This is a genomic window from Endozoicomonas sp. OPT23 (assembly GCF_009653635.1).
Taxonomy (GTDB): Bacteria; Pseudomonadota; Gammaproteobacteria; order Pseudomonadales; family Endozoicomonadaceae; genus Endozoicomonas_A.
Map to the genome: position 1 here is coordinate 379,491 of NZ_PPFD01000006.1, position 14,697 is coordinate 394,187.

General features: G+C 46.8%; 12 protein-coding genes. 5 read left to right on the forward strand and 7 right to left on the reverse strand.

What is annotated here, in order from left to right:
* Positions 1 to 60: 60 nt before the first annotated feature.
* Together EOPP23_RS15585 and EOPP23_RS15590 are read left to right on the forward strand one after the other, a co-directional pair.
* A complete protein-coding gene (locus tag EOPP23_RS15585; protein WP_153766918.1) occupies positions 61 to 1,659 on the forward strand; it encodes a peptide ABC transporter substrate-binding protein in 1,599 nt (532 codons plus the stop codon).
* 66 nt (positions 1,660 to 1,725) lie between these two features.
* The gene (locus tag EOPP23_RS15590; protein WP_153766919.1) at positions 1,726 to 2,136 is read left to right on the forward strand and encodes an NUDIX hydrolase; all 411 of its coding nucleotides are present in this window, start codon (positions 1,726 to 1,728) and stop codon (positions 2,134 to 2,136) included.
* A 647-nt stretch (positions 2,137 to 2,783) separates the two neighbouring features.
* Here EOPP23_RS15590 and cysG read toward each other — a convergent pair.
* Both cysG and serS read right to left on the reverse strand, forming a co-directional pair.
* Positions 2,784 to 4,172, reverse strand: a complete 1,389-nt coding sequence (gene cysG, locus EOPP23_RS15595) for a siroheme synthase CysG (protein ID WP_370514781.1) — start codon at positions 4,170 to 4,172, stop codon at positions 2,784 to 2,786.
* A 219-nt stretch (positions 4,173 to 4,391) separates the two neighbouring features.
* On the reverse strand, positions 4,392 to 5,672 hold the full coding sequence (gene serS, locus EOPP23_RS15600) for a serine--tRNA ligase (protein ID WP_153766920.1): 1,281 nt from the start codon (positions 5,670 to 5,672) through the stop codon (positions 4,392 to 4,394).
* Positions 5,673 to 5,691: 19 nt separating this feature from the next.
* On the opposite strand from serS, the gene EOPP23_RS15605 reads away from it, so the two are divergent.
* Complete coding sequence (locus EOPP23_RS15605) at positions 5,692 to 5,868, forward strand: hypothetical protein (RefSeq protein ID WP_153766921.1); 177 nt, start codon at positions 5,692 to 5,694, stop codon at positions 5,866 to 5,868.
* Between the two features lie 144 nt (positions 5,869 to 6,012).
* Here the strand turns inward: EOPP23_RS15605 and crcB are convergent, their stop codons facing one another.
* Positions 6,013 to 6,399: a fluoride efflux transporter CrcB gene (gene crcB / locus EOPP23_RS15610; protein ID WP_153766922.1), complete on the reverse strand. Its 387-nt coding sequence runs from the start codon at positions 6,397 to 6,399 to the stop codon at positions 6,013 to 6,015.
* Positions 6,400 to 6,546: 147 nt separating this feature from the next.
* On the opposite strand from crcB, the gene rlmF reads away from it, so the two are divergent.
* Positions 6,547 to 7,512: a 23S rRNA (adenine(1618)-N(6))-methyltransferase RlmF gene (gene rlmF / locus EOPP23_RS15615; RefSeq protein WP_153766923.1), complete on the forward strand. Its 966-nt coding sequence runs from the start codon at positions 6,547 to 6,549 to the stop codon at positions 7,510 to 7,512.
* A gap of 208 nt (positions 7,513 to 7,720) precedes the next feature.
* Here the strand turns inward: rlmF and EOPP23_RS15620 are convergent, their stop codons facing one another.
* The 4 genes from EOPP23_RS15620 to EOPP23_RS15635 form a co-directional block, all read right to left on the reverse strand.
* A complete protein-coding gene (locus EOPP23_RS15620) occupies positions 7,721 to 8,623 on the reverse strand; it encodes a DMT family transporter (protein WP_153766924.1) in 903 nt (300 codons plus the stop codon).
* Positions 8,624 to 8,705: 82 nt separating this feature from the next.
* Entirely contained in the window at positions 8,706 to 10,763 is a 2,058-nt protein-coding gene (locus EOPP23_RS15625; protein WP_153766925.1) for a molybdopterin-dependent oxidoreductase, read from the reverse strand.
* Between the two features lie 24 nt (positions 10,764 to 10,787).
* Positions 10,788 to 11,258: a 4Fe-4S dicluster domain-containing protein gene (locus EOPP23_RS15630; protein WP_370514782.1), complete on the reverse strand. Its 471-nt coding sequence runs from the start codon at positions 11,256 to 11,258 to the stop codon at positions 10,788 to 10,790.
* Between the two features lie 22 nt (positions 11,259 to 11,280).
* Positions 11,281 to 12,522, reverse strand: coding sequence for an NAD(P)/FAD-dependent oxidoreductase (locus EOPP23_RS15635; RefSeq protein ID WP_153766926.1), 1,242 nt, complete (start codon positions 12,520 to 12,522; stop codon positions 11,281 to 11,283).
* 723 nt (positions 12,523 to 13,245) lie between these two features.
* Here EOPP23_RS15635 and nhaC point away from each other — a divergent pair.
* Complete coding sequence (gene nhaC, locus EOPP23_RS15640; protein ID WP_153766927.1) at positions 13,246 to 14,688, forward strand: Na+/H+ antiporter NhaC; 1,443 nt, start codon at positions 13,246 to 13,248, stop codon at positions 14,686 to 14,688.
* The last annotated feature ends 9 nt before the right edge of the window (positions 14,689 to 14,697 follow it).

A 14,697-nucleotide genomic window follows, 5' to 3' on the forward strand; every position in this document is an offset into this window, starting at 1 on the left:
GTAACGACTATTCTTAGAAACCAACCGACGCCACCTGTTTCATGATTGAGGTTTATATCCATGGCGGCAAAATATGTCATTGCTGATTTAATGCGCTCATTGCACTCCCTGTCTTTCTGTCTGTCGGTTGCTTTTCTGCTCACCGTTATGATGTTTGCTACCACTGACAGTTACGCTGAACCTATCAGCAGAGGCCTGATGGCAACGCCAAAATCATTACACCCACATTTTTTTGGTGGTTCACCCGGCGCACAGGTCATCAAGGATATTTATGAAGGACTGGTGTCCCAGAACCGCAACGGCCAGCCTGTTCCCGCTTTAGCAAAAGACTACCAGCGAGCCTCTGACGGTCTGAGTTACACCTTTACGCTCAGGGACAACCTGAAATGGGCAGACGGCTCACCATTGACCGCGGCTGACTTTGTTCGCAGCTTTAAGGCACTGGCGAAACCTGAATCGTCCCGCGCTTACGGCTGGTATCTGAAAGTGGCCAATATTCTGGGTGCCGAGAAAGCGCTGGCCGGTAATCCGGATGCACTCGAAGTGAAAGCTAAAGGCAATCAGTTGATTGTTTATCTGTCGCAACCTACCCCTTACTTTCTGGAACTAATGACTTTTCCATCATTTCTTCCTGTTCATAAGGACAGCAAGGCAGACACGCCCTGGGATAAGCTGATCACAAACGGGGCTTTTCAGATTAAGGAAGTAGCAGAGGAAAATATCAGGCTCAGCCTGAACAAGAACTACTACCGAAAGTCCGATTCCGATATCGATGAAGTCAATTACCTGATCATTCCTTCATGGCAACAACAGGTTGACCTGTTTGAACAAAAGGCATTAACAGCCACAGCATCACTGCCTCCCTTCGACATTTTTGAGCTGGAAAAAAAGCACCCTGAATCAGTGTTTGAAAACCAGTCACTGAATACCCTTGGGCTGCTGGTAAACCCGGAATCCGAAAAGTTGAAAAACAATGAGTTCAGGCAAGCCTTATCCATGGCCATCAACCGCAACGAACTGATCGTCGATGACTTTCAGGGCAGCGAAACTCGCCCTGCATGCAGCTTTGTAGCACCACTGACTCATGGTTTCAGTCCGGACCCTGATACCTGTAAAGCACTGCTGAACAACCCGGAAAGAGTGAAGGATGCACAGCAGCTGCTTACCCGTTCAGGCACTAATAAAAAGGCAACATCGATCCATATCATCAGCCCCAAAAGACTTGATCAGAAAGAAGTACTGCCAAAGGTTCAGCAGCAGCTTGTGAAAACTCTGGGGATAAAGGTGACAATCAGCACTAAAGAATGGCCCGAATTTATTGAAGAGTTGAAAGAGAAAAAATATGATCTGCTCTGGTTTGGCTGGCTGGCCGGTTATAACGATGCAACGGCTTTCCTGCTGCCACTGATCGACAGCCCTATTTTCGGTTACCAGTCTGAGGATTTCCGAACTATTCTCAAGAGTGCCGCCAGTCAAAAAAACGCTGTTGAACGACTCCCTTATTTCCTTCAAGCCGAAAAAATACTGGCAAAAGATCTACCGGTCATTCCCGTGCTTCATCCATCTTCCATGATTCTCGTCAGCCCGGATGTTTCCGGTTTTTATACTTCGAATCCAGAAGGCTGGGTACAGAGCAAGCATCTCTATCTTCTTGATTGACCCAGACAAGCTCAGACGGTTTAATTTGTTGATCTGAAACAGCAATAAACCTGTCTGAGTCTAATTATGAGCAAGCCTGTCCCACGTATAGGTGTTGGCGTTATTGTCCGCCATCAGGGAAAAGTCCTTCTGGGCAGAAGAGTCAACAGTCATGGCACAGGCCAATGGGCATTTCCCGGCGGGCATCTGGAATACGGTGAATCTCCGCAGCAATGTGCTGAACGCGAGCTTATGGAAGAAACCGGCTTAACAGTATCATCACTGACAGCCGGTCCATACACCAATGATGTATTCACTAAGGAAGGGAAACACTATATCACTCTGTTTATGCTGGCTGATGGTATAAACGGAATGCCTGAAGTACTCGAGCCCGAGAAGTGCCTTGAATGGCAATGGTTTGACTGGCAGCAGTTGCCCGAGCCTCTTTTTCTTCCCATCAAAAACCTGCAAAAGACAGGTTTTGTACCATGCCCATGACACACTTCACCTAACGACAGTTTGTAGATTGGGTTGAGGTACGAAACCCAACAATTGAGCAGCACTAATCTTAACTTTAGTTGGGTTTCGTATCTCAACCCAACCTACGGCATTGGTATACTCTGAATGCAGGAGTAGTTCGGGAACCTGATTCGGGACAATTCCTAACTAATCCGTCAGCATCACTGACCAACTACGAGCCAACTGAAACTTTTCCTACCAGTAGCGGGTCATAGTACTGAACGCCAGGCGATGTCCAGGATTGGATGGCCGGGGTCGACTCCTTGCAGGCTTCGTGCAAGCAAAGGATTGCTGAAATCGCTTGCGGTTATCAGGCATATGTCTGGCGATCATTTCAACGTTTTACAAAAAACATTTTCTGACCCTATAGCTGCTTAAAATCCCGCCGATGGCAAGTTTCCTTTGAACACTTCACCGCATAGCCCAGGGTCAACTTGCAATGAATCAGCCTCGCCAGAACCACGGAAATGGTCCATTTCCGGTCGGCCTTATTATTACCTGTATTGTTCTTTTGGTTTGTCTTGTGGAGTTCAGTTTATCGGGTGCTTGAAAACAAAGTAATCTATACAGAATAAACGTCTGTCACTGTCTATTCTGCACTTGTTAAACCTGCACTTCTGAGGCAATCATTCGCCCGCAGGTTTAAACCATTTCAGCTTATCGTGCAGACTGACTACGTCGCCAACAATAATCAGCGTTGGTGCTTTCACCTTGTTAGCACTTACCTGCTCGGTAATATTGGCCAGAGTGCCGGTGAAAACACGCTGCTCCTGAGTAGTACCCTTTTCTATCAGGGCCACTGGTGTTTCTGAAGGTCTTCCCTGCTTCTGCAGTTCGTCACAGATTCTTGGCAGTCCCATCAAACCCATGTAAAAGACCAGCGTCTGTGATGGATCAACCATCTCATGCCAGTTCAGGTTATAGCTGTCATCCTTCAGATGCCCGGTAACGAAGCGCACTGACTGAGCATAGTCACGGTGAGTCAAAGGAATACCGGAATAGGTTGAACAACCGGACGCAGCAGTAATGCCCGGCACCACCTGAAATGGAATGCCTTCTTCTGCCAGAGTATCAATTTCTTCACCACCACGACCGAAGATAAAAGGGTCGCCGCCTTTTAATCTTAAAACTCGCTTACCTTCGCGGGCATGATCCACCAGCAGCTGATTGATTTCTTCTTGCGGGCGAGCATGACGATCACGTTTCTTTCCAACATAAATAAAGTCAGCATCTCTTCTGCACAGCGACAATACCTGTTCGGACACCAGGCGGTCATGAAGTACCACATCGGCCTGCTGCATCAGTCGCAAGGCTTTAAAGGTGAGCAGGTCAGGATCACCAGGCCCACCGCCTACCAGATAGACTTCACCGACATCTGTCGCTTCAGCGTCGTTCAGCTGCTGCTCAAAAATTGATTCCGCTGCTGCAAGGTCACCCTGAATGGCTTTTTCAGCGGCACTGCTGGTCAGCACTTTTTCCCAGAAATACCGGCGATCGTTCAGCTGACTGAACCGGCTATTCACCTTTTTACGGAAACTCCCTGCCAGACTGGCCAGCTGACCGTAACCGGCAGGCAACATGGATTCCAGTTGCTGCCGCAGCATTCGTGCCAGTACTGGTGCTTTGCCACCAGTAGAAAAAGCTGCAACCACCGGAGAACGATCAACAATCGAAGGCATAATCGCGCTGCCGGCACTGGCATCGTCCACGACATTAACAAAGAGCTTTCTCTCTTTTGCCTGCCTTGCTACTTCCCGATTCACTTGCTGATCATCAGTAGCCGCTATCACCAAAACTACCTCTTCGAGGTCACTGGCCTGATAGCTACGTTCCAGCAATAAATGCCGAGAGTCGCTTAACAGTGTTTTCAGATCTTCACCGATCTGTTGAGCCACGACATGAATCGAAGCTCCGGCGCTGTTCAAAAGTCTGGCTTTCCTCAGGGCAATATCCCCACCACCGACGAGCAGGACAGGTTGTTGTTTCAGGTCGAGAAAGAGAGGCAGGTAATCCACAGGCGAGTTCCATGACTACGGCTATTCAGGAGGAAAGCGTTATACGGGCGATTTTAACAGCAGTTTGCGGGGGTTAAGCAAGACGATTGTGATCTTTGTTTATTCCTTATAGGTAAAGATCAATGTTCTCTAAATCAGCCTAGAGCGAGAGTATCTTTTTCACGCAAAAAAATGGCCCGCATTCAGCGAGCCATTTATTACCGGACAACCGTTAAATGATTAACCACCGATCTTGGTCAGGCCGCCCATGTAAGGCACCAGAGCTTCAGGAACCGTGATGGAACCGTCTTCATTCTGGTAGTTTTCCAGTACGGCTACCAGTGTACGACCAACAGCCAGACCGGAACCATTCAGAGTGTGTACCAGTTCAGGCTTGCCACCAGCACTGCGGAAACGAGCCAGCATACGACGAGACTGGAAGTCCAGACAGTTACTGACGGAAGAGATCTCACGGAACTTGTCCTGACCCGGCAGCCATACTTCCAGATCGAAAGTTTTGGTTGCGCCAAAGCCCAGATCACCACCGCAGAGAGCAACAACACGGTAAGGCAGATTCAACTTCTGCAGAATCGTTTCAGCATTGCCAGCCATTTCTTCCAGAGCTTCGAAAGATTTTTCCGGATGAACAATCTGCACCATTTCCACTTTTTCGAACTGGTGCTGGCGAATCAAACCACGGGTATCACGACCATGGCTGCCTGCTTCACTGCGGAAACAGGAAGTCAGCGCAGTAAATTTCAGTGGCAGCTGTTTTTCGTCCAGAATAGTGTCGCTGACAATGTTGGTCAGCGTCACTTCAGAAGTAGGAATCAGGTAGAAAGGCTTTTCCGCTTCTTCGCAGGTGGTCTTGAACAGGTCTTCACTGAACTTCGGCAGCTGGCCCGTACCAAACAGAGCGGTGTCATGAACCAGCGCCGGAGTATTGGTCTCTTCGTAGCCGTGTTCAGAGGTCTGAACGTCCAGCATGAACTGGGCAATAGCACGGTTCAATCGGGCAATCTGGCCACGCATCAGGGTGAAGCGAGCACCGGACAGCTTGGCACCGGTTTCAAAGTCCAGTCCCAGTGGTTCACCCAGATCAACGTGATCTTTTACATCAAAGTCGAACTGACGCGGTGTACCCCAGGTGCGAACTTCAACATTGTCGTCTTCGTCCTTGCCTTCCGGTACAGACGCATCCGGCAGGTTTGGCACACCCAGCAGGATATCGTTCAGTTCAACCTGCAGGGCAGACAGTTCCTGCTCGGATTCTTTAACCTCGGCAGAGATTTTGTCCATACGGGCTTTCAGTTCGGAGATGTCTCCGCCCTGGGATTTGATCTTGCCAAACTCTTTCGAACCGGACTTACGTTCGCTCTGCAGTTGCTCTGTACGAATCTGCAGGGAACGACGACGCTCTTCCAGTTCGCGCAGACGGTCAACATCCAGTTCGAAATGCTTCTTACGCAGGAGAGCAGCGACTTCATCAAGGTTGCTGCGAACGTATTTGGGATCCAGCATTGCTTATCCTAATTTAAAAATGACCAGCATTAGTCCAAAGAGAATCCAGATCGGTACCATTTTTCTTCCATTACCGCTGAACCACTTTTTCCTGATTGACGAAACCATGATGAAACGGCCGGTTGAGGCGATCAGGACAGAAGAGCGTATGAACGAAAAACAGTTGCTGGATTCAATAACAAATAAGAGCGGATAATACACCATAGCCTGCGGATATTCGATAACATGTGTGCAAGCACACGTGATCGAATATCAAGCTGTTATTCATATGCCAGGGTACTTATCAGGACAAAGCTTTACCGAGATTCCACCTGTATTATCACAGGCAGAACCCAAAAACTTAGCTCAGCAGTTTAGCGCCATAATAGCCAAGGCAAGTACCCAGCAAACAGATCACAACACTGCCTGCCCCATAGGCAAGAGCTTCCATCATTCGTTCTGATTGAAGCAGTCGAAGCAGATCCAGTGAAAAGGTTGAAAAAGTGGTCAGAGCGCCCAGTAACCCAGTCATAATAAAAATGCGCCAGACATCGGGCAACTGGCTTTTCTCCATCAACAGAAAGAAGCAGATGCCCATAATCAACGAACCCACGACATTCACCGCCAGAGTGGGAATATAGTGCAGGTTCGGGTTACGGGTCAGGGCGAACAGTTCATAGGTTGCTGCTCGCAGCAAAGCGCCTGTTGCACCCCCGGCAGCCACGGCTATCCAGTGCGTTGCCAACATCGATTATTCCTTTTGCTGATCTTAAATCATGCTATCTAAAGCACTATCTTAAAGCACTATCTTAAAGAGCTATAGCAAAAGGGATAAGTGTAGTTATTACCTGTCTGCTGGGATAAAATCGCAGCCCCAACGCCTACAGCTATCGTAATGACCCGTAAAACCGCTCTTCTGCATCCTGACAACCCTCACCAGGGCAGCTACGACCTCCTTTCTCTGGCCAGTAAGCATCCAGCGCTGAAACCTCATCTGATTAAAAATCCGACTGGCCAGCTGACCATTGATTTTCGCTCACCTGAATCGGTTAAAGAGCTGAACAGAGCTTTGTTACGAAGCTTTTATCAGATAGAACACTGGGATATTCCGGAAGGTTATCTCTGCCCACCGGTTCCGGGTCGAACCGATTATCTTCATCACGCTGCCGACCTGCTCAAGCCGCTGAATCCGAAAAAGGTTCAGGCTCTGGATATTGGTACGGGCGCCAACCTGATTTACCCGATCATTGGCAGTCAGACTTTTGGCTGGTCGTTTATTGCCAGCGATATTGATCCGGTTTCCGTGAACACCGCTAAAACCATTGTCGATGCAAACTCTGTCTTAAAAGGTAAGATCAAGGCGGTTCTTCAACCCGATCAGCAGAGTTATTTCAGGAATATCGTTGCCGAGGCTGACAGAGTTCATATCACGGTCTGTAACCCGCCCTTTCACTCTTCACTGGAAGAAGCTCAGTCCGGTACGGAACGTAAATGGCGCAACCTTGACCGTTCAAGGCAGAAAAGAAATGGCATCAAGGTTAATGACGCTAATAAAAACCCGGATCAAAAGCTGAACTTTGGCGGCCAGAAAGCTGAACTCTGGTGTAAAGGTGGTGAGCTGTTGTTTCTAAAGAAGATGATTCGGGAAAGTCAGGATTTCTCTCAGCAGATTTGCTGGTTTACCAGCCTTGTCTCCAAGAAAGATAACCTGCTTCCCCTGCAAAAGTTGTTAACTCGAATGAAGGCAAAACAGGTGAAGGTTATTGCTATGAGTCAGGGGCAGAAAATCAGTCATATGCTGGCATGGAGTTTTATGGACAATGGGGCACAATCGATCTGGGTTTCTGAACACCAGTGTTAGCCACTGGTTATCTGCGAACTTGCTTATTACAAGCTTTCAGAAATAGCCCCCACCCTCATATCAATCATGAAAGCAGGGACGATTCCGAATGGTTCGGACTAACAGTACCTCTGACTTTTAAGTACTCGGACATTTGAATTCGTATGTCATTTCCCTGCCTACGGCGGGGAAATGACAATCTAATATTCGATTACGTGTGTCTGCACACTTATGCAGTCTGAAGCTCCAGCTCTTCGGTTTTCTTGAAATCTACTGTTGCAATGGTGACACCTACAACCGTCATGACAATACCCACGCCATTAATCAGGGTTGGGAACTGACCGTAGATAATCACACCCAGAATAGCCGTGATGATCGGGCCAGCATTCAGGAACAATGAGCTAGTGGTAGCGCCAATACGTGGCAATGAGAAGTTGTAAAGCACGAAGCACAAGCCGGAGCAGACAATGCCCAGATAAACCAGGTTAAACCACTGAACGCCGGTCATGGTAGACCAGTTGTTATTCTCCAGGAAGAAACTCGGAGACATAATCACTGTACCGATGATGAACTGGTAAACATTCAGGGTGATGGGAGAATATTTTTCGTTCAACGGACGCTGAAGTACCGTATAACCACACCACATGCAGGTGCAGAGGAACATCAGTACATAGCCAAAGATACCTTCTCCGCCTTCGGTATTAATAACACCAACGGTGAGCAAGGCACCGACAACACTCAGTGCAACGGCAAAAGCATTTTTTCGTGTAATGGCAATACCAAGAACCACGGCCTCAAGCACAATCATGATGATTGGCTGAATAGCGGACAACACGGAACCAGCCGCAGCAGGAATCAGGTTAATCGCATACATGCTAAGAGGGTAGTAGATAGCGATACCAATGAGCGCATTGATAACAATTTTCTTGTAATCTTCACGATCGATTTTTGTATCCTGTTTTGTCAAAAACATGATGATCAGAAAAGCCAGTGACGCAATAGCAAAGCGTGCAGTAGCCAGTGTAAATGGCCCGATGGTCGTGCCAACCTCCTTGATGCTGTAGAAAGAGAGTCCCCAGAAGACTGCTACAGCACCCATGGCCAGCATGCCAAGACCTTTTTGATTTTGCATGATTTTATCCTGCAGGTAGTTGTATGAAACGGTTAAAAGAACTGGTAACAGGAGAGCCGCTGAAACGGCTCTCCTGACTGACTTAATTGATTATTTTCTCAATACGAACGGGAACAGACTTGAGTGCCGGAAAACCTGAAATAGGGTCGGTAATTCCATCGCCTACCAGGTAGTTAACATTGGCATTTTTAAAGCCGTGGGTGATTTGCACTGCGCCAGGGACTATCTCTTTTGCACTCATAACACGTACATGAATATCTATAGCGCCGTAAGCGGAAATGACGCGTGCTTTTTCACCGTGGTTCAGACCAAATCGATCAGCATCAGCCGGATGCATTTCAACCTGAGCTTTCGGCATGACCTTTTCCAGTTGTGGCAGGTTTCTGTAACGGCCATGGAAATACATCACCTTTCGGGCGCCCGTCATTAATACAAGCGGGTATTCATCCGGTTCAACTCCCAGGTATTCCGGTGCATCCTGAAACTTAGCCAGCGGCTCCATACCAATTGCTTCCAGGTGGCCGGAAGTAAACTCGATCAGACCGGAAGGTGTATTAAACGGTTTTTCGCCACGCTCCAGAGCGCGGTGAATTTTTTCATAGGTCAATGGCTTGAACTGATAACCGTCTCGATGGCTTGCCAGTTCTGCCAGAGACATTTCGGTTGGCTCAATCAGCCAGGCATTAAGCTCATCTTCATTTTCCCATGGGAAAAGTTCTGCAATGCCCATGCGGTCTGCCAGACCTTTGAATAATTCGTACTCACTCTGATGACCAAGATCGACAACCTTTTCAGTGAGCATAACGGTCTGATTAATGCCGTTATATTGCAGTTCCGAGCGTTCAAGATAAGACGCCGCAGGAAGCACATAATCAGCCAGCTTTGCGGTTTCAGTCAGGTACAGGTCCTTAACCACCAGCAAATCCAGTGCCTTGAGTGCTTCTTCTACCTTGCCAGTATTGGCATTGGTCAGCACAGGGTCGGCGGCAGTCATAACCAGCCCCTTGAACGGATAAGGTTTCCCAGACAGGATCTGATCCATCAGCAGCAGGGTGTGGCATTCGCCACGCATGCCGTACAGAATCGGGAACTGCTCCCGACCAATGGCTTTGCTCATCAGGGAAGGTTCAATATCGATTTCCAGGCTTCGGGCCCCGAAACCTTCCACCGTCATCATACCGCCAGGCACATCTACAGCGCCGATCAGAGCGTCGATATAGCCCACGGAGCGAACGTTATTAACACCATTGGCCTGATGCTCCAGACCGGTGCCGCACCAGTTGGCAATTTTCTTACCGGCCTGCCTGTAGTGCTGAATGACAGCAGCCATCTGTTCAGGAGTAACACCCGTTTTTTCCTGCACATATTCAGGTGTATAAGTCTGGGCATAAGCTTCCAGCTCGTCATAGCCCTTGGTGAACTTGCTGACGAATTCATTGTCGACCATCTTTTGATCGATCAGCTGTTTAATCAGTCCCCAGGCAAGAATACTGTCAGTGCCCGGTTTGACTTGAATATACAGATCAGCGAGGCGAGCCATTTCTGTGTATATGGTGTCAATAACGATCAGCTTCGCACCCTTGTCCCGTGCGTCGTTGATATCCTGAGTCCAGTACGAGTGGGAAGCCGGCGGGTTTGTGCCCCACATGACGGCAAGATTGGTATTTCTCAAATCAGCACATGGCCAGGTACCGAAAACCATGTTGTAAGCGATATATCGGCCGGCAAAGCACTGAGTGTCATTGGAAAAGTAGTTAGGGGACTGGATACCGTGTATAAAACGACGGGCAAGACCTTCCTGCTGGGCAAAACCGATACCCTCACCTTTCCAGACACCGACAGACTCAGTGCCATAATCGGCCTGAAGCGATTGCAGTTTTTCTGCAATCTCATCCATGGCTTGCTCCATCTCAATTTCTACAAAGCCATTTTCGGTGCGCTTCAGCGGTTTGGTAAGGCGTTCAGGGTTGTACAACTGGGTAACACCGGAGCTGCCTTTAATACAAATACGACCACGGTTAGCACGGAACGCCTTGTTGCCATTAATTTCGGTAACACGACCATCTTCTACGTTGACATCGATACCGCACAACATGCCGCACATTCTGCAGCATGATTTTTTGATTTCTTGCTTCGCCATTTGATTTACTACCTGATCCTGAAATTACAGAGCTTGTGCGATGAGTTTGTGGTCGTTTTTGCAACGCAGAGCTGCAGCATTATCATTCATATCTTCGTATTTCAGAGCTCCGGCGATACAGTGTTCGACACACTTTGGGGCACCGTCACAAAGATCGCATTTACGGCTGACCAGCTTTTCATTATCAAAATGAATGTTGCCGAATGGACAGGCCAGCATGCACATCTTGCAACCCGCGCAACGGTCTTCATCGATCACAACAGCATTAGTGTCAGCGTTACGGCTGATAGCGCCGGCAGGGCAGACACTCATGCACCAGGCTTCACTGCAATGCAGGCAGGTCATAGGCATCAGGACACGCTCATCAAGATAATGATTGACCTTGATATTGGATTCCTGACTCTCACAGGTGGTTCCGGTTCTGGCAAAAGCACAGGCCATTTCGCAGTTTCTGCAGCCCACACACTTGCTTCTGTCAATTGATACAGTTTTCACGTTTTACGTTCCTCAATCGAATTTAGTGGGCTACGCCATAAGTTAATTTCTGAAGGTCACTCTCCAGACGGGTTATATCCACCTTCAGTTTCTTGTTAAGGCGAATAACCGGGCGTAGCATGCCAAAGATTTTCATCGCCGAGGTTTTACCAATCAGGCAGGCACCAATAATCTGGTCATCTTTAGCGCAAATTTTCAGATAGCCCATACCAGAAGACTCGGGCATCAGGTGCTCATCACAATCAAGGTTGTCAGTGAACTGACCCATGGAAGCTACGGTCATGTCGTACATCTGGGTCACGTTCATATTCAGACTGCCTTCATAAACAAACTGTTTACCCAGAATATTCATGCCGGCCACTTTGCCCATCTCTATCGCTGTGGGCCAAAGGGCATGTATCTGGTGCTGATCGCCAAAAGCTGTCGGACCACCTGCAACATCACCTGCGGCATAGACATCATCAACACTGGTTTGCATATAACGGTTCACGCAGATACCGCGATCGATATCAATATCGGTTTCTTCCAGGAACGATGTATTAGGCTTTACGCCTGTTCCAACAATAATGAAATCGGCTTCGATACTGCTCTGATCTTTCAGGTCAATAACAAAAGTGCCATCATCCCGTTTCTTAATGGCCAGGGTGAGCGTGTCTATTCTTAAATCGACACCACACTCTTTTATTTTTCCGGTCAGTATTTCTGCACCCTTGTTATCAATGACACTGGGCATAATGCGATCGGCCAGTTCAATAACAGTAACCTTGAGCCCTTTACATACGGCTGACCAGGCAGCCTGAAGGGAGACAAAACCGGAACCAATGACAACAACACGTTTGTCTTTATTAAAATGCGGCATCAGGTGATCAAGATCATCCTTCGTCCACATATGATAGACGCCTTCAGACTCAATACCTGGGATAGGTGGCTTTACAGGATTTGAACCGGTAGCAATTAATAACGAGTCGTATTTAATTATTTCACTAGATTCACAAACAGCTGTCTTTGATTCAGTATTTACCGAAACAATTAAACCTTCAATATAGTAGAAATTATTTTCTATATAGTAATTACCATCGCGAATGAAAAGGTTGTCATAATCTAGTTTACCTCGCAGAACATATGGCAATAGAACACGAGAGTAAGCAGGTCCCGATTCTTTAGATACGATGGTTATTTTTTTATCAAAATCATACTTTCGTATAGTTTCAGCAGCAGAGAGTCCTGCTGCACTATTGCCGATAATTAATACATCAGTTTGCATTGGGACTGGTTCCAAACAGTTTAAATCCTTATAGAGTGACTTAGCAGAAAACTTAACTAACACTAAAAACAACCTACAAGAGCTAAGCACTCGACTTAATTAACTTGATTTGACATGCAACACAAGGCATCACCATCAATCGATAGATTCAGAGTCAGAAAAAACTATTTCATATCAACAAGCATATGAAATCAGTGCACCAAGGAGAGAGTATTTAATACATTTTAAACAGTTGCTAACATCATCATAATCGTAAAAGAAACAAAAACAGCTAGATAGCTAGCTTTTAACAGCAAGCATGCAATTTTATTTATCCATTAGACATAAAAGATAAACACTCAATCTTAAACTAACTATCGATTTATCAAATCAAAAAACTCATCTAGTAAATATATTAACAAATAGTCTACGCTTATTTTTTACAAAAAACTTGCTTTAACTCAATTATTCGACAACAAGTACTTAAAAAGTTATACGTATTCCCATCAAAAATGATAGTGGTTATCGAATTAGTAAAGCCCGATAACACTCAACAACAACACTAATCATTTGCCTTCATCGCAATAAATCGAATGACTTATGATAATTATTTAAATTCAGCTGTCATAAAACACTAATCCACTTAATACTGACTCAAATCACATGGTTGACATGCTTTGCAAATGACGAGATTAAACAACACCTATATTATCAGATTAATGTTCAACCATTCCTGGTTTCTCTATGTCGAGTTCTTCAAAAAACAAATCTCACCCTGAACTTCTCCATGCATTAGTTGTGTTAATCACAATTATTGCTGTAATAACCTCAGGATTGTTCGCTGGAATCAATCTCCACTCTCTGCTTTTAATATCCATTCTCATTGCTTCATTCTCTGCCTTTCATTTAGGATACAGCTATAAAAATATAAGAGAAGCTATGTGTAAGGGCATAAACAGTGCCCTGCCCGCCGTATTTATTTTTGTACTGATTGGTGTTTTGATTGCAGCATTTATTGCCAGTGGAACACTTGCAACACTGATTTACTATGGAATCGAATTTATCAGTCCGGCCTTCTTTCTGCCAGGAGGGCTGCTGCTGTGCAGCTTCATGTCTCTAGCGACCGGAAGCAGTTGGGGAACAGTAGGTACTATTGGAGTAGTACTCATGGGGATAGGCTCGACAATGGGGATTCCGGAACCGGTCATTGCTGGTATGGTCATTTCAGGGGCTTGTTTCGGCGACAAAATGTCCCCTATGTCCGACACAACCAACCTTTCAGCAATGACATCAAAGACAAACCTGTACAGCCATATTAACAGCATGTTTTATACGACAGGGCCTTCTTACCTCATCACACTGATCGCCTTCACAGTAATAGGGCTGGAATACGGAAGCACTGCCTTGCCTTCTCACCAACTGGAAGTACTGCAAACTACACTTGCCTCGCATTTTAACACCAGCCTGATCACACTGCTGCCTCTCGCAACCATGTTTGTACTCAGTGTTGCCCGGGTATCTGCAGAGCCTGCTATGATGTTTACCTCGATTATCGCAGTAGCTATCGCTGCCATTATTCAGGAGCAGTCATTCCCTGCCATTCTTAATAGTTTGTATCATGGTTGCAGTATTCACACAGGAGAAAATGTGCTGGATCAGATATTCAGCCGTGGCGGTATCACTTCAATGATGTGGACTCTCTCATTGTCACTTATAGCTTTGGCTCTTGGAGGTATTCTGGAGAGTTGCAGGATTCTAAAAGTCCTGATCGAATTCATTCTTGGAAAAGTCAGGAGAACAGCAGGACTGGTAGCAGCAACCATCGGCTCCTGCATTGTTGGTAACATGGCCATGGGCGAAGCCTATATGACCATCATTCTTGGTGGCCAGCTATTTGGTGAGGCCTATGACAGTAAAGGCATCGACCGTCGTGTTATGTCTCGCTCCCTAGAGGAAGGAGCGACCTTAACCAGTGGCCTTATCCCCTGGACAACAGGTGGTGCTTTTTTTGCTTCAACTCTCGGTGTTTCCGTTCTTGACTACGCTCCTTGGGCACTGCTTAACTGGCTTAACCTTGTCGTATCCATAGCAATGGCCTATATGGGGATTGCGCTGTTTAAAATAAAATCCAGCTCAGGCCACCCAACAGATCCTGTGTTCAACAGTGCATTGAAAACAGCAGTCTGACCAAAGACT